The sequence below is a fragment of the Paraburkholderia sp. RL17-383-BIF-A genome, from assembly GCF_046028015.1.
Taxonomy (GTDB): domain Bacteria; phylum Pseudomonadota; class Gammaproteobacteria; order Burkholderiales; family Burkholderiaceae; genus Paraburkholderia.
In genome coordinates this window covers 132,514-153,335 of sequence record NZ_JARESR010000012.1, presented here as the reverse complement: position 1 = coordinate 153,335, position 20,822 = coordinate 132,514, and the positions used below count along the sequence as shown (strand labels likewise).

The following is a 20,822-nucleotide window of genomic DNA, read 5'->3' as shown; positions in this document are numbered from 1 at the left end:
ATCCCTCACAACGTATAGCGAAACGCCTTCACATAGCCGCGCCCTCTGACAGACTTTCCGGTTCCCGATGTCGTCAATGGAACGACCACCTCGGACGGGTTCTCGTTCATGTTCTCCACTGCGGTATCCACGTGAATTTCGTAGCCGGCGTCGATTAGCGTATCGGCAAGATCGAGCGTTGCCTTCAGCGTCCTGCCGGCACCAACGCTCGCACCCGTAATGCCGTCGATCCTTGCCGCGCCATTTCCCGTCATCCGGTACCAGGCGCTCAGGTGCCTGTAGTACTTCGCCTTCTCGCCTGCCATCCACAGCGTGCCCTGATAGCGGCCAGCCCGGTCGGTGACGTACATCACCACGTACGCACCGTCACCGCCGTAATTGGTTAATTGCGCTTCAATCGTGACGGGGCGGGCGAACGCCAGCGAGGGAATCGCGAGTGCACCGGCAAGCGCTGCAATAGGGAATGTGTATTTCATGACCTGTCCTCTTCAATAGTGGCTACGCCGGGCGAGACGGCGCACTTACCCTGCGTCAGCGTTGATTTGCGTATGACGAAAGTGTGTTGCGACGACGGTTTTCGCAGGTCAGCGGATCTGAACCTGCGGCCGGCTCCCCGGGGTCAATAGCCCATTGGATGGCTGCGCGCCGCTTGCCGCGTTACCCGGTTTATCGTTGGGCGCGCGCGGTCCTGCCGCAGCCGGTCGCGGGCCGCTCCGGTCCTCGTGCTCACCGCCGTCTTCACCGTGGCGCTCGTCCTGGGCGTCGCCATCGGTTTTCAGCCGGATGATCGCGAGCGTGGCCGGATCGACTTTGGCTTTGAAGTGCCGCCCCTGCGCGTCGAGTCCACGGATCTCGTAGCAACCGTCATCCGTTCTGACCCGACTCACGTTCCAGCCTTGTTTTCTGGCTAGCGCATCGATCTCGCTGACCGGTTTCCAGTTCGTGAGCGGTGCGGTGCAGTCGTCGTCCGCCTGCGCCAGTTGGGCGACGCCAGCGCATAGCGCGACAAGGGATACGATGGCAATGCTTCTTCGGATCGGTGGTCGTTTCATGACGGGGCGTGTGGTTTTGTCCTGACAGGCTCTACAATGCGGCCCATACCTGAAGCCAGCCTTGCGAACGAAAAGATTTTTCTTCAGCCTGGCGTAAGCTTGGCGTAGCACAGTTTGCGATAACAACCGCCGGGACTATCGCATGAGAGTACTGCTTGTCGAGGACGATCCGCTGCTCGGCCAAGCCGTTCGGGACCAGATCACGCGGGACGGACATTCCACCGACTACGTCACGACCCTGGGCGACGCCCGGCGCTACGTGCAAGCCGCGAACTACGACCTGATCCTGCTGGACCTGCTGCTGCCGGACGGCAAGGGAATCGATTTTCTGCGTGAATTGCGTGTATCCGGCTCTTCGGTACCCGTGGTGATCCTGACTGCGCTCGACCAGGTCGCCAACCGCATCGCCGGATTAAACGCTGGCGCCGACGACTACCTTGTCAAGCCATTCGATCTATCCGAGCTCACCGCGCGCGTCAACGCCGTTGCGCGCCGGTATTCAGGCAATCCCAACCCATTTGTCACACTGGGCAATTTGCAGATCGATCTGGCCGCCCACAGCATCTGTCGAGAAGGCCGTTCCATTTCCCTTACCGCCAGCGAATGGGCATTGCTCGAGGCGTTCATTCAGCGACAGGGCATGATTCTTTCAAAGGCGCAGCTGGAAGAGCGCCTTTACTCGTTTAACGCCGAAATCGGCAGCAACACCATCGAGGTGCACATGAGCCGGCTGCGCAAGAAGCTGGGGGGCGACCTGATCGAGACGGCGCGTGGCCTCGGCTACAAACTCAGGCAGTGCTAGCGATGCTGCACAGCCTCCAGGCGCGCCTCGCAGTAGCGCTTGCCGTTGGCCTGGCCGCACTGTCGCTCCTTGTAGGAGCAGCGGCGTTTCATGTCCTGCAAGACGAAATCGACCGGATCTCGGATAGCGCCTTGCAGGAGACGGCGCAGCGGCTCGTGCCGCTGGCCGTCACGGATATCCTTGATCTAAGTACGCAAGGCAGCACCGGACAGCGCGTAGCGGCCGTACGCGCGCACGACGAGTTGCTCACCTATATCGTGCGCGACCAAACCGGCAAGACCGTCCTGCAGTCTCATGATGCGGACCCTGGGGTCTTCCCGGCTGATCTGAAGGCAGGCTTCACGTCGACGGCCAGCCACCGGATTTATACGGAAACGGTCCTGCAAGGAACGGTCCTGCTCGCGATTGCGGAACCCCTGGTTGAGCGCCGTCACGTCAGCACCCGGGCGGCACTTGCGGTGATCGAGCCGCTCCTTGTTCTCATCTTGCTTGGCCTCGTCGGCACGTGGCTGATCGTGAAGACAGGATTGCGTCCGATCAGCCGGTTTTGCGAGGGTGTTGCCTCTAGAGGTCGCGACGATCTCACTCCGCTCGCCAAGGTCGGCATGCCTACGGAAATCGAGCCAATAGCTGACGCGGTCAACGACCTGATGCAGCGGCTTGACCGGGCACTGAGCGCCGAGCGCAGCTTCACGGCCAACAGCGCACACGAGCTTCGCACGCCGATTGCCGCAGCACTTGCGCAAACGCAACGCCTGATAGCCGAGGCACAAGGCACGCCAATCGAGCAACGTGCGCGAAACGTCGAGATCACTTTGCAGACGCTCGTGCGACTCAGCGAAAAGCTCATGCAACTGGCCCGGGCAGAAGGCGCCCGCGTCCTCTCTGATATCGCGCAAGACTTGCGGCCCGTCCTTCAACTCGTGGTCGACGATGTCCGGCGCATTGCACGATCTAATGAACTCGCACTGAGCCTGCCCGATGAACCCGTATTGTCGCGAATCGACCAGGACGCTTTCGCCATTCTTGCGCGCAACCTTATTGAAAACGCCGTCAAGCACGGTACGGACGCAACGGCCGTTCGTATCATGCTCACGAGCGGCGGCACCTTGAGCGTCCGGAACCGGGGGCCTGTCGTACCCTCGGAGACGCTCGCGCGCCTGAGCCAGCCGTTCGAACGCGGGGCCACAACAGCGAAGGGAAGCGGCCTGGGGCTGGCAATCGTCAATGCGATCGCCCAGGCGGCGGGCGCACGACTCACGCTAGGTTCGCCAGCCGCCGGCATGCCGGACGGCTTTGAAGCCGTCGTGGAGGGACTGGCAATACCTGATTCGCCACCAGTCTTTCGCGAGAGAGTCCGCTAGCCAGGGCTGAAATCAAGGCCACTGCTGCAAACAGCAGGTCTGGCCAAGCCACTTTCTATAAATATGGATGCCTTATCAATAAAACGGGGTGGCATCCCAGACAACGAGCGTGGCGTATCTATACTGGTAACTCAGTGAGTGGCGTGGCTCAGGGTCGGTCCGCCTTGACGAGCGCAGCCAGCTTTTCCCGCTCGGTAGCGACGTCCTCCTTATCGTCGGACGGCCAGTCGAGAACAACTCCATCGTTGAGGGATTCCCGTACCAGCGACGAATAATCCCACTTGCTCAGCTTCCCCGAATGCAGAGCCTGTCTGATATCTCGTCGGAGATCCACCGGGAAGCTTGCATAGGCGCCTGATAATGCCGCGTACTGTCGGGCATCGATTTCGGCAGACGAGTGAAGTGAGGCCCAAGATACGACGGCGACGATTGCCATGAACGGCACAGCCGTGTAGCGGAGTATGAACTTGATGGGCGTCATTGCAGATTTTCGGGAAGATGCTTGAGCCACGACCGGGTTGATCCAACGTTTGATCTGCTGCATCGCATCGGCAGGAAGCAGCCGAGTGGCGGGACGATCTGCGACAAGCCGCAGGCCGAGCGTCTGGTGCGCGCTGAGCGAACCCGGAACGACGCCGGATGCCTGTCGAATGTATCTGACTTCGGTGAGGTTGACGCGCGGCACTTTGACACACAAATCAGTCGACCTGGCAGGCTTCATAAAGCTGACTATACTGAAAGAAGTCGCCTTGTTTCAGGTGTGCCTGGCTCAAGCGGTGGGCTCCGGGCAGGACTTCAGGACGAGCAGACCTGGCCGCTGGGAGAAACGTATGTTCAAGCATGTGCTGGTGCCAACCGATGGTTCGACACTTTCTGACGCTGCTATCCAGATGGCGGTGACGCTTGCCACGGAAAGCGGCGCAAAGGTCACCGGGCTCCATGTCATTCCGGAATTCCATGTCCTCGCGTATGGCACCGAAATGATCGCCGACACGGAGGATCGGGTCATTCAGGTTACCCGACAGCATGCGGATAACTATCTGCTGGCCGTCACAAAAGCGGCTACCCAGGCCGGTGTCGAGTGCGATACGGTTACCAGAAACCACGCTCACCCGTATGAGGCGATTATCAGCGTGGCAGCGCAACGAAGCTGTGATCTCATTGTCATGGCATCCCATGGCCGAGGCGGCATGCGTGCCTTATTGCTCGGCAGTGAGACCCTGAAGGTGCTGACGCACTGTCGGATCCCGGTCCTCGTCGTCCGGGAGCCGACGCAGACCGATGCGGGCCATGTTGTGGAATCCAGCAGGCAGCCGTCTGAATAAAAGCCTTCTCCGCTCCGGACGTACATCGTAGCCCGTGCCTTGGTCGCAGCCTTCCCGGTGCGTGTTTCCCCATAGCCTGAACCGCTGCAATGGCCGGTTTCGGTGACTGTGGACTTCAGGTTTTCACCCGTGCGCGGGAAACGTCGACTGACGCGCTGGGCGGGTTCGGGATTCAGTCGGCATGTGCGCTGCCCAGCCCCCACACCGCTACAATTGCCAGAAAGATCGCGCAGGAGCCCCACTGGGTCAAGACGCTTGACCATGCGAACGCTGGATCTGAAGTTACTTCTGTATGGCCGGCCCTATGCAAGAGCGCGCCGGGTGCGAGCTTAGACTGCTGTTCCACGGTCCTTATAAACATCAGTGTGGCGTGCTGGAGTCGTCATCACACTTGGTTCCCGCGCGGAACCCTCAACCAGGAACACTGTCAGCGGCGTATGTCACGGCTGGTGATCATGGCTTGAGCAACGTGCGTTTCACACGAAGCGCGGCGAGAATGCCTCTCAGGATATCGATGGGGGGCGGCGGACAACCCGGCACCGTGACGTCGACAGGAAAAAGTTTCGAGAGCGGTCCGCACACGGCGTAGCTTTCCTTGAACATGCCTCCGGTGCAGGCGCACTCGCCAACTGCGACGACCAGCTTCGGATGCGGCGTTGCCTCGTAGGCCCGCAGCACTGCTTCCTTCATGTTCAGTGTCAGCGGGCCAGTGACGAGCAGCATGTCGGCGTGACGGGGACTCGCGACGAACTTGATACCCAGACCTTCGATGTTGTAGTACGGATTGTTGAGCGCATGGATTTCCAGTTCGCAGCCGTTGCAGGAGCCCGCATCAATCTCGCGAATGCATAGCGCCCGACCCAGCACGTCGAGTATTTCCTGCTGGATACGGTGGCCTTCGGACCGCCATGCTTCATCGCCATCGGGCAGGCGTTGAGTCGGTGTGCCGGTTGTCGCGATCTGTTTGAGAAGTTGCCACATTACAGGTCGTGTCCCGCGTAGTTCAGATTGAACGACTTGTTGATCAGCGGGAAATCCGGAACGATATTGCCGATGATCGCGTGCTCCAGGGCCGGCCAGTTCTGCCACGACGGGTCATGGCAGTGACAGCGCGAAATGGTTCCGTCTGCCCCGGTCTCGAGTGCGATGAATACATCGCCCCGCCAGCCTTCGATCCAACCGACCCCGCAGGATGGCGAGCCACTGTATTCGACCCGGGAGACGATGTCACCACCAGGCAGATCGGCGAGGAGGGTCCGGATCAACCGAGTGGACTCGTAGATTTCGTTGAACCTGACGGCGGTCCGGGCTGCCACATCGCCCCGGTCATCGCTGACCATCCGCACCTGAACCTCGTGGTAGGGCGCGTAAGGGTGATCAATACGCACGTCGATTTTCCGGCCGCTCGCACGTCCGACCGGCCCGCACACACCGAAGTGCTCCGCCAATTTTGCGGAAAGTATGCCCGTACCTGCAAAGCGATCCTGCAGTCCCGATTGATCCTCGTAGATGCGCTGCATGACGCGGACTTGTGTGTCGATCTGATCGCACTGCGTCAGCATCGAGGTGACGAAGCGCGCATCGAGGTCCGTTGACAAGCCCCCGGGAACGATCCGGTCCATCAGATAGCGATGCCCGAAAGCCAGATTGTTCAGGCGTAACCAGTCTTCCTTCAGACGGGAGAACTGCGAGAGACCATACGCGAACCCCGCGTCGTTGCCGAGCGCGCCAAGATCGCCCAGGTGATTGGCAATGCGCTCGCGCTCGAGCAATAGCGCACGCAGCCACTGCGCGCGTGGCGGAATCCGTCCATTCAACGCGCGCTCGACCGCCATACAATAGGCCCACGTAAAGGCGACCGTGGTGTCTCCGGCGATGCGTCCTGCGAGACGGTGTCCGTCGAGCGCGGGCATGTGTTCGAATAGCCGCTCGATTCCCCGGTGCGCATAGCCCAGCCGTTCCTCGAGGCGCAACACCTTTTCGCCGACGACCGAGAAGCGGAAGTGTCCGGGCTCGATGATGCCTGCGTGGATCGGACCGACGGCAATCTCGTGGACACCGTCACCATCGACGTGGACGAACGGATAGTCCGCTTCCTGGATTTGAAACTGCTCGGTCCTGGAAGACAATTTCTGCAACGGGAAGTAATCGGCAGGCCAGTTGCCGTGATTCAGCCACGGCCGTGTATCGTCGGCGCCGATCGCGCGCAGCCCGACCAGATCGTAGACGGCCCGTTGCATGCGTGTCGCGCACGGAAAGAGCGCCGATATATCGGGGTATCCGTCGCTGCCCCCATGCCCGTCGCCTACCGGCAACTTAAGCCACAAGATGCCGTCTTCCAGCGCGTATGCGACAGAGATAGTGAATGTGCCCGGAGTCTCTTCGGCACCCCACAGGGAGATCAGACGGCCACCCGTCTCGCGCACGGTGCCGGCGGTGCGGGTCCACGCATCAAAATCGACACGTGCGAGAAAAGCCGAGGACCTGCCCGCAAACACGGACAGGCGAACCAGGTCGGAAAACCCGAATGCCTCAATGCGCATGTGTCACCCCACGATCATGGCCGCCGCCTGCCGATACCACGTTGCAAGATAGGGCGGAATGTAGACTCCCAGCATCAACCCGACGCCGAGATGGACGAACACGGGCAGCAACGCCGGTGGGTGTTCAAGAACTTTGGCCGTCGTGTCGCCGAACACCATGCCTTGCACGCGCACGAAGATAGCCGCGAAGGCTACAGCAAGCGCGAGCAACAGGAAGGGCGTGGCCCACGGCAGCTTGCTCATCGCGGTGGTCAGGATCAGGAACTCACTCGCGAAGACGCCGAATGGCGGCATGCCGAGGATCGCGAGCGCGCCGAGCATCATGCCCCAGCCGACGGTTGGGCTCACACGCAACAAACCTCGGATGTCGTCGATCGCCTGGGTGCCAGCCTTCTGGGCCGCATGCCCCACGGTAAAGAAAATGGCCGACTTCACCAACGAATGCACCGTCATGTGGAGCAGACCCGCAAAGGTCGCAATGGGGCCGCCGAGTCCGAAGGCGAACGTCATCAGACCCATGTGCTCGATCGACGAATACGAAAAAAGCCGCTTGACGTCCTTTTGCCGGAACAGCGAAAAGGTGGCGACCAGCACCGAGACCAATCCGAAGCCAACCAGCAGGTTTCCCGGCAGGCCGTTATGGAGTGCGCCATCGGCCAGCACCTTGCAGCGCAGCACCGCATAGAGTGCAACATTGAGCAGCAGGCCGGACAGCACGGCGGAAATCGGCGTGGGGCCTTCGGCATGCGCGTCGGGCAGCCAGTTGTGCATCGGCACGAGGCCGACCTTGGTGCCGTAGCCGATCAGCAGGAACACGAACGCGAGCGAAATGATGGTCGGGTCGAGACTGCCCTTGACCGCATTCAGACTCGTCCAGAGCAGTGCCTCGTCGCCGCCGAGTTGCCGGCTCGCGGCAAGATAGAGCAGGATCGTGCCGAACAGCGCCTGTGCGATGCCGACACCGCACAGGATGAAGTACTTCCACGCGGCTTCGAGGCTGGCCGCGGTGCGATATACGCTGACCAGCAGCACGGTCGCGATCGTGGCGGCTTCCATGGCGACCCACAGAATGCCCATGTTGTTGGTGAGCAGCGCGAGCAGCATCGCAAAGATGAACAGCTGGTACATGCTGTGGTAGAGGCGCATGCGAGGGCCGGTCATCTTGCCCCGGTCCCGCTCGATGCGCATGTACGGCCTCGAAAAGATCGAAGTGGTCCAGCCGACAAAAGCCGTCAGGGCGACGAGGAACACATTGAGCGGATCGACGAAGAACAGTTTGCCCAGCGCGAACGCAGGCCCGTGTGCCACGGTTTGCACGGCAAGCAGCGCGGCGGCCGCGAATGTGAGGAAACTGAACCCGACGTTGAGTTCCGCCGCGACACGGTGTTGTCCCACGAGCGCCAGACATGCGCCCGCGAAAAGCGGGATCCCGAAAACCAGCAGCAGTACCCAGGCTTCAGTCATCCTTGAGTTTTTCCAGGTGATGAATGTCCAGACTGTCGAACTGCTCCCGGATCTGGAACATGAACACGCCGAGGATCAGGCTGCCCACCAGCACATCGAGTCCAATGCCGAGTTCGACGATCATCGGCATACCGTTAGTGGCTGCGGCCGCGGCGAAAAACAGGCCGTTTTCCATCGACAGGAAGCCGATCACCTGAGGGATCGCTTTCGCACGCGTGATCATCATCATGAACGACAGCAGCACGCAGGCGAGCGCAATGCCGAGCGTGCCGCGCGCGACCGACGAGGCGAGCTGGCTGATCGGCGAGGCGACATTGAACGCGATGATCACGAGCACGATGCCCACCAGCAGTGTGGCGGGAATATTGAGGAGCGGTTCGACATCCGTCCTGACATTGAGCCGCTGCACGAGCTTGTAGAGAATCCAGGGGATCAGGCCGACCTTGAGCACGAGGGTCAGCATCGCGGAAATGTAGAGGTGCGAGTCGGCGGTCACGTATCCGAGCACCAGGTTGGCGGATACGAGCGTCAGGCCCTGCAGCGTGTAGAGGTGGATCAGTGACAGGATCCGGCGCTGGCTCAACATCGCAAACGACAATAGCAGCAGGATGGCGGCCAGAAAGTTGATGATCTGCGTGGCGAATCCGTGCATTCATGCCCCCAGCAGAAAATGAACGAGCATCCCGATGACGGCCAGCAGGAAGGCCGTGGCGAGAAACTCAGGGACGCGGAAAATGCGCATCTTCGCGTTGCTCGTCTCGACTATCGCGAGCACCGCGCCGCCCACCAGAAGCTTGACGAAGAGCGCGGGGATGGAGAACAGCAGCGCAGTCGGATTGCCGGCTTCGGCAATGCCCCACGGAATGAACAGGGCAACGCCGATGCAGGAGTACGCGAACAGCTTGAGACTCGCGGCCCATTCCATCAGAGCGAGATGCCGGCCCGAATATTCGAGGATCAACGCTTCGTGGATCATCGTGAGTTCGAGATGGGTAGTCGGGTTATCGACCGGCAGACGCGCGTTCTCGGCGAGCGACACCATCGTGAACGCGATGCCCGCGAAAGCAAGGCTCGGATAGATTGCCAGTTCGCGGTGACTGAGCGTGGCGACGATGCTGGTCAGCAAGGTGGACTGCGTGATGAGCGATGCCGAGAACAGGACCATCAGCAAGGCGGGCTCGGCGAGGAAACCCACCAGCATCTCGCGACGCGCGCCGAGCGTGCCGAACGCGGTGCCGATATCCATAGCGGCCAGCGAAAGCGTCACACGTGCCAGCGCGAAGAGGCCGACCAGCGCGATTGCGTCCGCGGCAGGCGAGAGCGGCAGGTCGGTCGAGAGCGTCGGCACGATCGCGCAGGCGAGCGTCATGCACGCCCAGACAACATAAGGCGCGCCACGGAATATCGGGCTTGCATGGCTAGCGACCACTGACTCCTTGTTGAACAGCTTGTGAAGCATCCGGTAAGGCTGCCAGATGCTCGGCGCGCGGCGGTTTTGTAAGCGGGCGCGGCACATGTTGACCCAGCCCGTGAGCAGCGGAGCGGCCGCGAGTGCGAGCAGGATTTCGAGCCCCTGCGAAATCAGTCCGGAAAGCGTGATCATCGTCTCACCAGCATGAGCAGCACGATCAGCACGATGAAGCTATGCATCAGATACATGGCAATGCGGCCGGTCTGAAGCCGTCCGGCCAATGCCGCGATGCGCATGATCAGCCGTTCCAGCGGCGCATAGATCAGGGTCCACGCGCGATCCGTCACGGTGACGCTGTACTCCGGGTGTTGGTCGAACGGCGAAGGAAGCCGGCGCTCGATCTTGAATAGCGGCGTGAAAATTTCGCGGATGGGTTGCCCGAACCCTTCTGCAGTGTCCTGCATCCGAGCGGTCACGAACGGATAGCCGCAGGCCCACGGCGCCGCGCGCCTCAGGCGCCCGTGGTAGAGACGGCGGACCAGTAACCAGGCGAGCGCGCAGCACGCGCAGAAGAACAGCAGAAAAACAGCCGGCATATAGCTGGCCCGGTCTACGCTGGTGGGCGCGAGCAGCAGCCAGCCATTGCGCGCGACGGCCTCGCCGATGCCGGTTCCCACCAGCGTCCGGGTGACGCGGTCCAGCACGGCCACGAACTGCACCGGCAGCAGCCCGAGCAATACGCATATCGCCGCCAGCCAGACGAAGCCGATGCGCTCCCAATGGCTCGCGTCGCGCGCTTGCGCCAGCTTCGCCTCTCTCGGTTGACCCAGAAAGACGATGCCGAAGAACTTCACCATCGTATAGCCTGCCAGCGCGGCCACGAGCGCGATCAGCGCCGCGACCAGCGGCACCACCATATTCAGGAACGGGTTCGGCAAGCCCGGCGTGAACAGAAAGCTCTGCAGCAACAGCCATTCGGAGACGAACCCGCCCAACGGCGGCAGTCCGGCGCTCGCAAATGCGCCCACGAGCGCCGCCCATGCGGTCCACGGCATCACGCGGATCAAGCCGCCCAGACGGCCGAGATTGCGTTCGCCGGTGGCATGCAGCACGGAACCCGTGCCGAGAAACAGCAGGCTTTTGAACGTTGCGTGGCTGGCGATCTGGTAGAACAGCGCAGTCAACGAGAGCGCGGCGAGACTGTTCATGCCGTACGCGCGAAACAGGATCGCCAGTCCCATGCTGACGAACATCAGCCCGATGTTGTCGATCGACGAATACGCGAGCAGCCGTTTCATGTCTGTCTGGATCGCGCTGAACACGACGCCGAACAGGGCGGTGAAGAGTCCGAGGGCCAGCACGAAGACTCCCCACCACCACAACTGGACATGCAGCAAGTCGAACACCGTGCGCAGAATGCCGTACAGACCCGCCTTCAGGATAAAGCCGCTCATGAGGGCGGACACGGGTGACGGCGCAGCCGGATGGGCTTCGGGTAGCCACACATGCAGGGGGAAGACCCCCGCCTTTGCGCCGAAGCCGAATAGCGCCAGCAGGAATGCGGCGGAGGCCCAGAATACGTCGAGATGCTGTTCGCGCATGTTGGCAAACGTATAGTCGCCGGTATTGGCTTGCAGCAGGCCGAAACACAACAGGAGCGCCAGCGCGCCGACATGGGAGATCAGGAAGTAGAGGTAAGCGGCTCGACGGATCTCCGCGATGCGGTGATTGGTCATGACAAGAAAGACTGCCGACACGGTCATCGTTTCCCATGCGACCATGAAGCTGTACGCATCGTCCGCGAGTAACAGTGTCGCCATGCTCGCGAGGCACACGTGATATTCGAAGCAGAGTAAGCCGGGCGGCGTGCCTTCACCCTTGCGGAAATAACCGGCGGAGAACGCGCTGACGCCCGTGCTTACCACGCCGAGCACAGCCAGGAAATACGCCGACAGTCCATCGAGCCGAAGATGAAAGGGGAGGTCGGGCAACCCGAGCGGCAGGATGATTTCCTGAGGACCGGCGAAAACGCCGGTCAGGCCCAGCCCGAACAGAGCCAGGCCAAACACTGCGCCGACCGGAAACAGCCCGTGCGCAACCACCCGTGTCCGTCGCAGGCTGGCGAGTCCCAGAACGCTGACGATCAGCCAGCCCGCGACGACCAGCAGCACGTAGTGGATGACCAGCAGGTGTTCCATCGCCGTTGTCTCCGGGGCTGTCAGATGTCGTGTTCGACGGCAGGCTCGCCGGACGAAGGGTACTCCGAATCAGACTCCTCCCGGTGATGATGTTCCATTCGTTTGACGTGACGACACAGGTCGAGACCCAGCGATGTCGTCAAGGCCTTCGCGCGGGCATGGAGGTCGTCCCACTCCGGCACGGTTCTCCGCTTGAAGCCGACGGCGATGACGTTTGCCCCGCACTGCGCCGTGGTGCGGAGCAGGTTTGCGTCGCACGCCCGGCGCATCCGGGCGAGGTGCGTGGCGAGCCGGGCGTCATTGTTCAGCAGGTTTGACACGAGAACCCCTTTGTCGCGCAGCGCCGCACGGCAAGAATCGTAAAACGACTGGCTGGACAGGGCAGCGGGCAGACCCGTTGCGTCGAAGCCGTCGAGCAGGATCACGTCGGCAATGCCCGTCCGGTGTGAAAGATACGCGGCCGCGTCGGCATGCACGATGTGGAATCTTTCCGAATCGGGCGGGACGAAAAAAAATTCACGCAACGCGATCACATTCGCGTCGATTTCGACCGTAGTGACCCGCGCCGACGGAAACTTCTGGAAGCAGTATTTCGACAACGATCCTCCGCCCAGCCCCACGATCAGGATGTCTCGCGGGGCGTGGTGGAAGAGCCCGAAGGTCATCATGGCCCGTGTGTACGGGAGGTCGAGTTCGAACGGGTCGCGCTTGCGCATCGAGCTTTGTATGCCCAATGGACCGAAGCGCAGCGACCGTGTGCGCAACCCGTCGCTCACCACGGGCACGGGATTTCCGGGCGGGCCATTCAACAGTTCCGCCAGCGCCTGCCTGAAGTGATGGTGATTGGCCGACAAATCAATCGTCTCCGGAAACTGCCTGGGCCGGGTGCGTGCGTTGAATCTGCCAGACCGTAAGGTGCATCGGGTTACCAGTTTATGATAATGTCATTATCATCGTAGCAGCTTTGTCGAGATGGTTCCACCGATGCCGCTCCGGCGACATCCGCGGAAAAGCGGCGCCGCGTCCTTCCGGGGCATTGACGGCGCGAGCCTCACATAACGCATGGAATTTCAGAAGCAGCTTGCCGCACCGGCTCCTGCATGCGCCGGCGCGGCTCGATGCATGCAAACACAGGAGTCGATACCTGATGCCAGCAGACTATTTCCACTCGCGGCACTGTTGATCGCGCTGGCGATCGTGCCGCTGATCGACGATCTGCGCGGACGGATCTATTGGCTCGACCGCTAGCGCAATAGCTGGCTGCGGCTTCGTGACGTCCCGCTCGCCGCGCCCGAAGCCGCCATCAGGATGGAAACGGTCTGCCTGACGCGGACGCACATATTATGATAATAAGATCATCATTAGAGTGCGCTACAATGATAATGCTGGTTATTGACCGGCACGCCCTTTGTGTTTGCGAGCCTGAATGCGGGGATCGTGCGGACGGGGCGCTGCGTTTGAGGGGAGATCGACGTGATTGACACGAGTATTTCGCTTTTGTCCCATGACTACACGCACCGGTTCTTGCGAGACCTGATGGGCCGTCACGGACTGATTGTCATTGGTGTAGGCAGGGCGGGCGAGCGGGGATTTCAGATGCTGTACCGGTTCTCCGACATCTGCGACAGCCTGGAAGACTGCGGGATCAATGTCATCTTCGTCTATCAGAAGGAATCGGCCCGCCATGTCCACGACACAACCTCGCTTTTCGGGGCGCGATACCGGCAGCGGCCCTGTCTGTTTCTGGACGACGACGGGAAGTTCTTTCGTGCTCCACTGCGTCCAAAATCGCTTCGGGCGGTTCATCTGGATCGGGATATGAAGCGACTCGGCACGGTCGACATTGCGGTGCGGGATGACGAATGGGACCGGGAATTACGCGCTTTCCTTGCGCAGAGGGCCGCAAGTTCCATGCATTGAGTGCTGTGTGGCTATGTCCGGGCGGGGGCGTCGGCTGTGACGATTTACGTGCAAAGGGGAGTGGGTTGGTCGAGGCATTGATTCAGATAAATGGCCGGTGGGGGCTGAACGGGCACGAATCGGCGAGGCTCGCGGTGAGTGCTGCCCGGTTTGGCAGCGATATCGTCTGCATGGCGAACGGCCGGTCCGTTAACGCCAAGGACGTCATGTCCGTCATGTCCCTTCGGGTGAGGCGAGGCACGCTCGTACGCATCCTGATTACGGGGCCCGACGAAAGCGCCGCGATGGATGCCCTGTCGGCGGTTCTGCATGCGCAGGTGTCTTCCTGACCCGCTTCAGGCAGGGCACCCCACTCGACACGCACTCGCCAACCGACCACGCCACGATTCGCCCCCGATCATGCTCAAGACAGGAAAGAGAAACCCTAACAAGCCATTGGTGATTGAAAACGACCAGGTGGTGTCGTTGTACTTCGACGCGCGCGGCGTCCAGAGCACGATGTTGCGGCACGATCCCTACGCTCTCGCACTGGGCTATACGCGGACCATGATGGGCTTTCTGCTGTTCCGGCCGTCTCCATGCCGTATTTCAATGATCGGTCTGGGAGGCGGTTCACTGGCGAAATACTGCTATCGCCATTTGCCGGACACCGCCATCACCGCGATCGAAATCAATCCGGATGTCATCGCGCTGCGTGACCATTTTCACGTGCCGCGCGACGATGGGCGTTTCACAGTGGTCTGCGCAGATGGTGCGCAGTACGTCGCCGCGCCGGGTCACCGGCCCGACGTGCTGTTGGTCGATGGCTTCAATGCCGACGGCCTGCCGGCCAGGTTGGGCAGTAGCGCGTTCTACGAGGCCTGTCGGCGCAGACTGAGCGACGATGGCGTGCTGGTGGCCAATCTGGTGACGGACGAACCCGACTTCCACCGCTACCTCCGCGCGCTCTGGGAGGTGTTTGCCGGCGCGGTTGCTCTGGCGCCGTCTGAAGGTAGTGAGCACAACGTCACCGTTTTTGCGTGGAAAGGAGCGGGCGGACTTCCATCATTTACAGCAATGCTTGAGCGGGCGCGCGCGCTTCAGGCGCGGCACGCGGTCAATCTCCACGCCACGGCCACGCGCATTGAATACGGCAAAAAATTTAACTGGAGCCGATATGGACGGACGGCTTGAGTGAAGGTGTCCGCTATCTGCGGACGGTTTCATCTCTACGGACCGGACAGATCGAGCAAGTGTGCGCTCGCGCAAGGAAGGCGACGGCAGGACGCGGCAGCGAGGGCGGCGCCAGGATGACTCGGGAGCAGCCATGTATTATAATCAAATTAACATATCTGGACTCTGCCCGTCATGGAAACGAAAAGCGCTCGGCTCACGATTTTAATCGATCCTGTGAAGAAGGAAGCGTTCGAGAAACTGTGCTCAGCGCAGGACCTGACGCCCTCACAGGTGGTTCGGCAATTGATCCGCGATTACCTTGAGCAGCACGGCGTCAGCTACAAGACAAAGAGCGCTATTGGTGCGCGTCCGCGCCGCAAAACTGCCTGAATCAAGGCGGTTTTCAAGTCCCCACCCCGATCCTTCAGCGTCGCTGCGCTTCGTTGCAAGCGGGTGGCGGCTGCACAATTGCTGTCAGCGCTCGCCCAGCTCCCGATTCTGTTCAGATCTCCAATTCATGGCGAGGCTCGTGCCTTGCTTCAGTCGACGCGCGGTCGCGAGCAGGTTCAGCGGATGTCTCGTTGCAAGGGTGCGTGCACGTGCGAGTAGCGCATCCCGGGACGGAAGCTTCGACGCGCCTTTCCATGCAAACATCGTGTAGTTGCAACTGTCCTCTGCCATAAAAATGGAGAGCGAGTCACCAAACGCCGAGCGCGCCTCTTCCAGATAATGGGGAATAAGCGGATCGTCCTCGACGAAATTGGCGACGAGCACTCCATCGTCCGTAAGTCGCGCGTGGCACGCCGAGTAAAACGCCGCGTTACCCAACTGCGCGGGCATGCCGTGTGCCAGAAAGCCATCTACGAGAATCACCTCAGGGCGCGCGTCGTCGCCTTTGACGTATCGTGCCCCGTCTGCACAGATCACCTCGAATCGCTCGTCATCCGGCGGAATATGGAATGTGTCGCGCAGCGCGATCACTGCGGGGTCGATTTCGATGGCCACTATTCGTGTGTCCGGAAGGTGCCGGTAACAGAACTTGGCCAGCGACCCTCCGCCCAGCCCGATCATCGAGATTCTGCTGGGCGTGGGCTTCAGCAAAAGGAATCCCATCATTGTCCGGGTATAGCCGAGCACCAGCTTGTGCGGATCGCGCTGGGACATGAAGCTCTGCGTGGCCAGCAAGTCGAAGTGCAGCGACAGCGCATTGGCTGTTTCCAGTACAACGGGCGTACCGTCCGCTGGCGGCTCGGCAAGAAATTTCATGTAGGCGTTGAAGGACGCGTGCGAATGATCCATGCAGTTGCCTGGGCAGCGTGTAAGTCTGGCTCTTCAGCCTCGTGATAACCGGGAGCGCCTTCGCTCCGCTTCCGCTCGGCCGGCAATCATGTCACACGGCTAACCAGATTTGCAAATTATGATAATGATATTATCACGTCAGTCATTTCGGCCGCCACTGTGTGACGGGGCGTGGGCAAGGGACTTGGCATCTGAGCGGAGCCAGTCGATCGGACGCGCGGCGCGTGCCCTTGACATTGCATTCCCACCGAATATCGGCGGGGCACGGGCTGCGTGCTGATCCGAACGTGATACTCAAAGGAGCGACGGCGTGACGAAGAGGGCGGTGAAAAGGCGGGCACTGGATGTGGCAGCGGAAGATATCGACATGCAGGACGAACGCGTCCGCATAACGGTTGCAGGTCAGACGCCTGCAATCACGACGCAACCGGCGAACGCCCCGGCGCAGGACGTGACGCCGCGCACCGGGGTCCCGGACGGAACGGTCCCGACGCGGGCGGCGTCACGTCGCACGAAAGCGAGCACACTTGTGCATGCTGCGATCACCTCGATGCCCGATGAGTCCAGCGGAGAAAATGAAAGCGGCCGCGCAGACCTGAAAGCACTGATCAAGCTCGGAACCGAGCGTGGCTTCATCATTCGTGGGGAAATCAGCGATTGTCTGCCCGAGCGCCTCGCGCAACCGGATGCGATCGAGAACGTGATCAGAGCGTTCAGAGAAATGGGCATTGCCGTGTTCGAGCAGGCGCCGGACGCGGAGTCGATGATCATGAGCGATTATCCGGCCGCGGTTGCGAGCGACGAGCAGATGGAGGAAGAGGCCGTCACGGCTATCTCGAGCGTGGACGCGGAGTTCGGCCGTACTACCGATCCCGTGCGCATGTACATGCGTGAAATGGGCGCCACGGAGCTGCTCACCCGTCAGGGCGAGATTGCCCTTGCGCGACGAATCGAAGAGGGCCGCAACGGCATGATCCGGGCCATATCTTCGTGTCCCGCAACGATAGCGGAGATACTCACGATTGCTGACGGCGTCGCCTGCGGCGAAACGGCCATCGACGAGTTCGTCGACGGTCTGGTCGATCCGGATGAACCCGGGACGGACGATATGACCGCAGTGCCGGACGACTCACTCGATTCGGCCCCTGTGTTCGACGACGACCAGGGCGACGAAGACGACGACGCTGGAACCGAACCCGCCGATCAGTACATCGAGACGCTGAAACACGACGCGCTTGCGAAATTTGCGAAAGTGGCTGACTGGTTCGGGCAATTGCGGGATGCCTATGAAACACAAGGCTACGGTTCCGCACGCTACTGCGCCGCACAGGCAGCGATCGAGGCCGAGCTGATGACAATCCGCTTCACCGCGCGCACGATCGACCGCTTGTGCGGGGCACTGCGGCTGTCAGCCGACGAAGTCCGAACCATCGAGCGCGAAATCGCGCGGATCGTAGTAGAGCGATGCGGCGTGCCGCGTGACACGTTTGTCGCGCATTTCCTCGGTAATGAGACCAACCCTGCGTGGGCGCGGCAGCTCGTTGCGGCAGGGCAACCGTTCAGCAGCGTGCTGGAACGAAACCTCCCCGCGATCCAGCTGGAGCAGGAAAAACTGCTTGCCCTGCAGAAGCGGGTCGTGTTGCCGCTCGACGAATTTCGCGAGGTCTGTCGCGCGCTGAGCGCAAGCGAGGCAAAAACGCTGCGCGCGAAAGGCGAAATGATCGAGGCGAATCTGCGGCTGGTGATCTCCATTGCCAAGCGCTACACAAATCGCGGACTGCTGTTTCTCGATCTGATCCAGGAAGGCAACATCGGGCTGATGCGCGCCGTGGACAAATTCGAATACCGCCGCGGATATAAGTTCTCCACGTATGCGACCTGGTGGATCCGGCAGGCCGTCAGCCGGTCGATCGCGGATCAGGCGCGCACCATCCGGGTTCCCGTCCACATGATCGAGTCGCTCAACAAGCTCAAGCGGATTTCGCGCAAGATCCTGCAGGAGACGGGAAGTGAACCCGACGCCGCTGTACTTGCGCCGTTGATGGAAATGCAGGAGCAGAAGGTTCGGGCAATGCTGCGAATCGTCAAGGAGCCGGTTTCTCTCGACGCGTCCGTCGGGGAAAACGACGACACGTCGATAGGCGACCTGATCGAAGACTCCGCCGCCATTCTGCCCGACGACGCGGCGCTCCACGCCAGCATGCGGGACGCCATCGGCGAGGCGCTCATGACGCTGACGCCGCGCGAAGCGAAGATTTTGCGCCTGCGCTTCGGTATTGAGAGCGGCAGGGATCACACATTGGAGGAACTCGGAGAACAGTTTGAGTTGACGCGCGAGCGGATTCGTCAGATTGAAGCAAAGGCGCTGCGCAAGCTGCGGCATCCGGCCCGATCCGAGCGCCTGAAGTCTTTTCTGGATGAAGGCTAGACGGCACCGGCAGAATGACGAACCCGTGCGCCGGCAGTCAGACCCATCGCCGCACGGCCAATGCGTGAGCAGAAATACCATGAGCACCGAAAAAACCAATCTCGACATCCACAAGATTCTCACGCTGCTGCCGCATCGCTATCCGATTCTGCTCGTAGATCGGGTGCTCGAACTCGAGCCGCATAAACGCATCAAGGCGCTGAAGAACGTATCGATCAACGAGCCGTACTTCATGGGGCATTTCCCGAGCCGTCCTGTGATGCCGGGTGTGCTGATCCTCGAAGCGCTCGCGCAGGCCGCGGCGCTGCTGACGTTCTCGGAAGAGCCGCACGATCCGGCCAGCTCGCAGTATCTTTTCGTGGGTATCGACGAGGCGCGCTTCAAGCGGGTGGTCGAGCCGGGTGACCAACTTCTCCTGACGGTCTCGTTCCAGCGCCATATGCGCGGCATCTGGAAGTTTACGGCACGCGCTGAAGTGGAGGATGCAGTGGCAGCGCAAGCCACTCTTATGTGCACCGTCAGGCATGCGGATTGACGTTGCCTGACACATGCGTATTACATTAGTGAAATACTGATAATGGTCCATGCCCGCGACTCACGCTGTCGCATTGGTTGTGGCCACCATCATCGCCATTCCCGGCGGCCCGCCGCCATCCAGATCAGGAAGAAAAGTCATGGAAAGTACGACGAGCCAACAAATTCCCGCAACGCTGATCCCCGGCGACGGAATCGGGCCGGAAGTGGTTGACGCCACGACCCACATTCTTGACGCTTTAGGGTCCCCATTTGTTTGGGACGTGCAGCATGCCGGGGTCGCCGGGGTCACCCACAGTGGCGACCCGCTACCAGTCGCGACACTCGATAGTGTTCGCAGAACCAGGCTTGCCCTCAAAGGTCCACTGACGACTCCGGTCGGTGAGGGGTTCCGTTCTTCCAACGTTCGGCTTCGGGAAGAGTTTCAGCTTTTTGCCAATGTTAGGCCCGTGCGTACCATCGTGCCCGGTCGCTACGACAACATCGACCTCGTGCTCGTACGCGAGAACCTGGGTGGGTTCTATGTTGCGCATGAGTACTATGTTCCTGTCGGCAATGACCCGAAAGCGGTTGCGGTCGCGACAGGAGTCAACACACGCGATGCCTGCACGCGAATCACCCGATTCGCGTTTGAATATGCTTTGAAACACGGACGGAAAAAGATCACCGTTGTCCACAAGGCCAACATCCTGAAGGCACTGACGGGATTGTTCCTGGAAGCCGCGAGAGACGTCGCGCGGGAGTACGCAGGCCGTGTGGAAATGAATGACATGATCGTCGACGCGTGTGCCATGCAACTGGTGATGAACCCGTGGCAATTCGATATGCTGCTGTGTACCAATCTGTTCGGGGATATTCTCTCGGACCAGTTAGCGGGTCTTGTTGGCGGACTCGGCATGGCTCCAGGCGCGAACTACGGCAATGACACTGCGATATTTGAAGCCGTGCACGGATCGGCGCCGGACATTGCCGGCAAGGGCGTGGCCAATCCCATATCCTTGCTCCTTGCGTCTGGCTTGATGCTTGACCATGTCGGCAGAGGTGATCTCGCCCAGCGATTGCGAGCTGCAATCACTGAAACCCTGAACACTGACCATATCCGCACGCGTGACCTGAAAGGGACTGCGTCGACGAGCGAGTTCGCTGGTGCCGTGGTTCGTCGGATCGAGAACGCCTAGTTCACCGAGCCGGTTGATTTGCACCGGATACGACGCGTTGGATCGACGTACTTCGATTTCAATGGTTCGTTGTCGAAATCGAAGATCGAATTCATCAGCGGCGAAGGACGGCTCGATCATGGCGTTCATTTTGTCCGGGCGCCGGGACA

General features: G+C 60.9%; 22 protein-coding genes. 11 read left to right on the top strand and 11 right to left on the bottom strand.

Annotation, left to right across the window (positions count from 1 at the left end; all coding sequences use genetic code 11):
- Nucleotides 1–5: 5 nt before the first annotated feature.
- Complete coding sequence (locus P0D71_RS16610; protein ID WP_087670468.1) at nucleotides 6–476, bottom strand: DUF2271 domain-containing protein; 471 nt, start codon at nucleotides 474–476, stop codon at nucleotides 6–8.
- A 108-nt stretch (nucleotides 477–584) separates the two neighbouring features.
- The gene (locus P0D71_RS16605) at nucleotides 585–1,052 is read right to left on the bottom strand and encodes a PepSY domain-containing protein (RefSeq protein WP_408481052.1); all 468 of its coding nucleotides are present in this window, start codon (nucleotides 1,050–1,052) and stop codon (nucleotides 585–587) included.
- A gap of 142 nt (nucleotides 1,053–1,194) precedes the next feature.
- On the opposite strand from P0D71_RS16605, the gene P0D71_RS16600 reads away from it, so the two are divergent.
- Together P0D71_RS16600 and P0D71_RS16595 are read left to right on the top strand one after the other, a co-directional pair.
- Entirely contained in the window at nucleotides 1,195–1,854 is a 660-nt protein-coding gene (locus P0D71_RS16600) for a response regulator (RefSeq protein ID WP_408481050.1), read from the top strand.
- Between the two features lie 2 nt (nucleotides 1,855–1,856).
- Nucleotides 1,857–3,218 carry an ATP-binding protein gene (locus P0D71_RS16595; RefSeq protein ID WP_408481048.1) on the top strand — a complete coding sequence of 454 codons (1,362 nt, stop codon included), beginning with the start codon at nucleotides 1,857–1,859 and terminating at the stop codon, nucleotides 3,216–3,218.
- Between the two features lie 148 nt (nucleotides 3,219–3,366).
- Here the strand turns inward: P0D71_RS16595 and P0D71_RS16590 are convergent, their stop codons facing one another.
- Nucleotides 3,367–3,699 (bottom strand): hypothetical protein, encoded by a 333-nt coding sequence (locus P0D71_RS16590; protein WP_408481101.1) that lies wholly within the window; start codon nucleotides 3,697–3,699, stop codon nucleotides 3,367–3,369.
- Between the two features lie 349 nt (nucleotides 3,700–4,048).
- Between P0D71_RS16590 and P0D71_RS16585 the strand changes: the two genes are divergently transcribed.
- Nucleotides 4,049–4,543, top strand: coding sequence for a universal stress protein (locus P0D71_RS16585; RefSeq protein ID WP_408481099.1), 495 nt, complete (start codon nucleotides 4,049–4,051; stop codon nucleotides 4,541–4,543).
- A gap of 453 nt (nucleotides 4,544–4,996) precedes the next feature.
- Here the strand turns inward: P0D71_RS16585 and P0D71_RS16580 are convergent, their stop codons facing one another.
- From P0D71_RS16580 to P0D71_RS16550, 7 genes are read right to left on the bottom strand one after another with little or no spacing between them, the layout of a single operon-like run.
- Nucleotides 4,997–5,524, bottom strand: coding sequence for an NADH-quinone oxidoreductase subunit B family protein (locus P0D71_RS16580; RefSeq protein ID WP_408481046.1), 528 nt, complete (start codon nucleotides 5,522–5,524; stop codon nucleotides 4,997–4,999).
- Nucleotides 5,524–7,086 carry a hydrogenase large subunit gene (locus tag P0D71_RS16575; protein WP_408481044.1) on the bottom strand — a complete coding sequence of 521 codons (1,563 nt, stop codon included), beginning with the start codon at nucleotides 7,084–7,086 and terminating at the stop codon, nucleotides 5,524–5,526. The genes P0D71_RS16580 and P0D71_RS16575 overlap by 1 nt, the downstream gene beginning before the upstream one ends.
- Before the next feature lie 3 nt (nucleotides 7,087–7,089).
- Nucleotides 7,090–8,550, bottom strand: coding sequence for a hydrogenase 4 subunit F (locus P0D71_RS16570; RefSeq protein ID WP_408481042.1), 1,461 nt, complete (start codon nucleotides 8,548–8,550; stop codon nucleotides 7,090–7,092).
- Nucleotides 8,543–9,202: a formate hydrogenlyase gene (locus P0D71_RS16565; protein ID WP_091802611.1), complete on the bottom strand. Its 660-nt coding sequence runs from the start codon at nucleotides 9,200–9,202 to the stop codon at nucleotides 8,543–8,545. The genes P0D71_RS16570 and P0D71_RS16565 overlap by 8 nt, the downstream gene beginning before the upstream one ends.
- The gene (locus P0D71_RS16560) at nucleotides 9,203–10,153 is read right to left on the bottom strand and encodes a respiratory chain complex I subunit 1 family protein (protein ID WP_408348169.1); all 951 of its coding nucleotides are present in this window, start codon (nucleotides 10,151–10,153) and stop codon (nucleotides 9,203–9,205) included. It abuts the gene before it with no gap.
- Complete coding sequence (gene hyfB / locus P0D71_RS16555) at nucleotides 10,150–12,159, bottom strand: hydrogenase 4 subunit B (RefSeq protein ID WP_091802606.1); 2,010 nt, start codon at nucleotides 12,157–12,159, stop codon at nucleotides 10,150–10,152. Before hyfB ends, P0D71_RS16560 begins: the two co-directional genes overlap by 4 nt.
- A 20-nt stretch (nucleotides 12,160–12,179) precedes the next feature.
- Nucleotides 12,180–13,013 (bottom strand): fused MFS/spermidine synthase, encoded by an 834-nt coding sequence (locus tag P0D71_RS16550; protein WP_408481039.1) that lies wholly within the window; start codon nucleotides 13,011–13,013, stop codon nucleotides 12,180–12,182.
- A 268-nt stretch (nucleotides 13,014–13,281) separates the two neighbouring features.
- Between P0D71_RS16550 and P0D71_RS16545 the strand changes: the two genes are divergently transcribed.
- The 5 genes from P0D71_RS16545 to P0D71_RS16525 all read left to right on the top strand — a co-directional run bounded on the left by P0D71_RS16545 (nucleotide 13,282) and on the right by P0D71_RS16525 (nucleotide 15,624).
- Complete coding sequence (locus P0D71_RS16545; protein WP_286162082.1) at nucleotides 13,282–13,407, top strand: hypothetical protein; 126 nt, start codon at nucleotides 13,282–13,284, stop codon at nucleotides 13,405–13,407.
- A 225-nt stretch (nucleotides 13,408–13,632) separates the two neighbouring features.
- Entirely contained in the window at nucleotides 13,633–14,079 is a 447-nt protein-coding gene (locus tag P0D71_RS16540; RefSeq protein ID WP_408182093.1) for a hypothetical protein, read from the top strand.
- 65 nt (nucleotides 14,080–14,144) lie between these two features.
- Nucleotides 14,145–14,408 carry an HPr family phosphocarrier protein gene (locus P0D71_RS16535; RefSeq protein ID WP_095422938.1) on the top strand — a complete coding sequence of 88 codons (264 nt, stop codon included), beginning with the start codon at nucleotides 14,145–14,147 and terminating at the stop codon, nucleotides 14,406–14,408.
- A gap of 70 nt (nucleotides 14,409–14,478) precedes the next feature.
- A complete protein-coding gene (locus P0D71_RS16530; RefSeq protein WP_408481037.1) occupies nucleotides 14,479–15,252 on the top strand; it encodes a spermine/spermidine synthase domain-containing protein in 774 nt (257 codons plus the stop codon).
- A 174-nt stretch (nucleotides 15,253–15,426) separates the two neighbouring features.
- The gene (locus tag P0D71_RS16525) at nucleotides 15,427–15,624 is read left to right on the top strand and encodes a ribbon-helix-helix protein (protein WP_091802594.1); all 198 of its coding nucleotides are present in this window, start codon (nucleotides 15,427–15,429) and stop codon (nucleotides 15,622–15,624) included.
- Between the two features lie 84 nt (nucleotides 15,625–15,708).
- Here the strand turns inward: P0D71_RS16525 and P0D71_RS16520 are convergent, their stop codons facing one another.
- On the bottom strand, nucleotides 15,709–16,533 hold the full coding sequence (locus P0D71_RS16520) for a fused MFS/spermidine synthase (protein ID WP_408481035.1): 825 nt from the start codon (nucleotides 16,531–16,533) through the stop codon (nucleotides 15,709–15,711).
- A 550-nt stretch (nucleotides 16,534–17,083) separates the two neighbouring features.
- Between P0D71_RS16520 and rpoD the strand changes: the two genes are divergently transcribed.
- The 3 genes from rpoD to P0D71_RS16505 all read left to right on the top strand — a co-directional run bounded on the left by rpoD (nucleotide 17,084) and on the right by P0D71_RS16505 (nucleotide 20,673).
- Entirely contained in the window at nucleotides 17,084–18,961 is a 1,878-nt protein-coding gene (rpoD, locus tag P0D71_RS16515; RefSeq protein WP_408481033.1) for an RNA polymerase sigma factor RpoD, read from the top strand.
- Nucleotides 18,962–19,040: 79 nt separating this feature from the next.
- Nucleotides 19,041–19,496 carry a 3-hydroxyacyl-ACP dehydratase FabZ gene (fabZ, locus tag P0D71_RS16510; protein WP_091802585.1) on the top strand — a complete coding sequence of 152 codons (456 nt, stop codon included), beginning with the start codon at nucleotides 19,041–19,043 and terminating at the stop codon, nucleotides 19,494–19,496.
- A gap of 139 nt (nucleotides 19,497–19,635) precedes the next feature.
- Nucleotides 19,636–20,673 (top strand): isocitrate/isopropylmalate dehydrogenase family protein, encoded by a 1,038-nt coding sequence (locus tag P0D71_RS16505; RefSeq protein ID WP_408481031.1) that lies wholly within the window; start codon nucleotides 19,636–19,638, stop codon nucleotides 20,671–20,673.
- Nucleotides 20,674–20,822 lie beyond the last annotated feature (149 nt).

Excerpts from the sequence above, each read along its gene's own strand:
- P0D71_RS16590 (WP_408481101.1), bottom strand. The coding sequence starts at position 3,699 with ATGACGCCCATCAAGTTCATACTCCGCTACACGGCTGTGCCGTTCATG.
- P0D71_RS16545 (WP_286162082.1), top strand. The coding sequence starts at position 13,282 with ATGCAAACACAGGAGTCGATACCTGATGCCAGCAGACTATTTCCACTC.
- fabZ (WP_091802585.1), top strand. The coding sequence starts at position 19,041 with ATGAGCACCGAAAAAACCAATCTCGACATCCACAAGATTCTCACGCTG.
- P0D71_RS16575 (WP_408481044.1), bottom strand. The coding sequence starts at position 7,086 with ATGCGCATTGAGGCATTCGGGTTTTCCGACCTGGTTCGCCTGTCCGTG.
- P0D71_RS16505 (WP_408481031.1), top strand. The coding sequence starts at position 19,636 with ATGGAAAGTACGACGAGCCAACAAATTCCCGCAACGCTGATCCCCGGC.
- P0D71_RS16525 (WP_091802594.1), top strand. The coding sequence starts at position 15,427 with ATGGAAACGAAAAGCGCTCGGCTCACGATTTTAATCGATCCTGTGAAG.
- P0D71_RS16530 (WP_408481037.1), top strand. The coding sequence starts at position 14,479 with ATGCTCAAGACAGGAAAGAGAAACCCTAACAAGCCATTGGTGATTGAA.
- rpoD (WP_408481033.1), top strand. The coding sequence starts at position 17,084 with ATGCCCGATGAGTCCAGCGGAGAAAATGAAAGCGGCCGCGCAGACCTG.
- P0D71_RS16560 (WP_408348169.1), bottom strand. The coding sequence starts at position 10,153 with ATGATCACGCTTTCCGGACTGATTTCGCAGGGGCTCGAAATCCTGCTC.
- P0D71_RS16595 (WP_408481048.1), top strand. The coding sequence starts at position 1,857 with ATGCTGCACAGCCTCCAGGCGCGCCTCGCAGTAGCGCTTGCCGTTGGC.
- P0D71_RS16600 (WP_408481050.1), top strand. The coding sequence starts at position 1,195 with ATGAGAGTACTGCTTGTCGAGGACGATCCGCTGCTCGGCCAAGCCGTT.
- P0D71_RS16610 (WP_087670468.1), bottom strand. The coding sequence starts at position 476 with ATGAAATACACATTCCCTATTGCAGCGCTTGCCGGTGCACTCGCGATT.
- P0D71_RS16605 (WP_408481052.1), bottom strand. The coding sequence starts at position 1,052 with ATGAAACGACCACCGATCCGAAGAAGCATTGCCATCGTATCCCTTGTC.
- hyfB (WP_091802606.1), bottom strand. The coding sequence starts at position 12,159 with ATGGAACACCTGCTGGTCATCCACTACGTGCTGCTGGTCGTCGCGGGC.
- P0D71_RS16520 (WP_408481035.1), bottom strand. The coding sequence starts at position 16,533 with ATGGATCATTCGCACGCGTCCTTCAACGCCTACATGAAATTTCTTGCC.
- P0D71_RS16580 (WP_408481046.1), bottom strand. The coding sequence starts at position 5,524 with ATGTGGCAACTTCTCAAACAGATCGCGACAACCGGCACACCGACTCAA.
- P0D71_RS16570 (WP_408481042.1), bottom strand. The coding sequence starts at position 8,550 with ATGACTGAAGCCTGGGTACTGCTGCTGGTTTTCGGGATCCCGCTTTTC.
- P0D71_RS16565 (WP_091802611.1), bottom strand. The coding sequence starts at position 9,202 with ATGCACGGATTCGCCACGCAGATCATCAACTTTCTGGCCGCCATCCTG.
- P0D71_RS16585 (WP_408481099.1), top strand. The coding sequence starts at position 4,049 with ATGTTCAAGCATGTGCTGGTGCCAACCGATGGTTCGACACTTTCTGAC.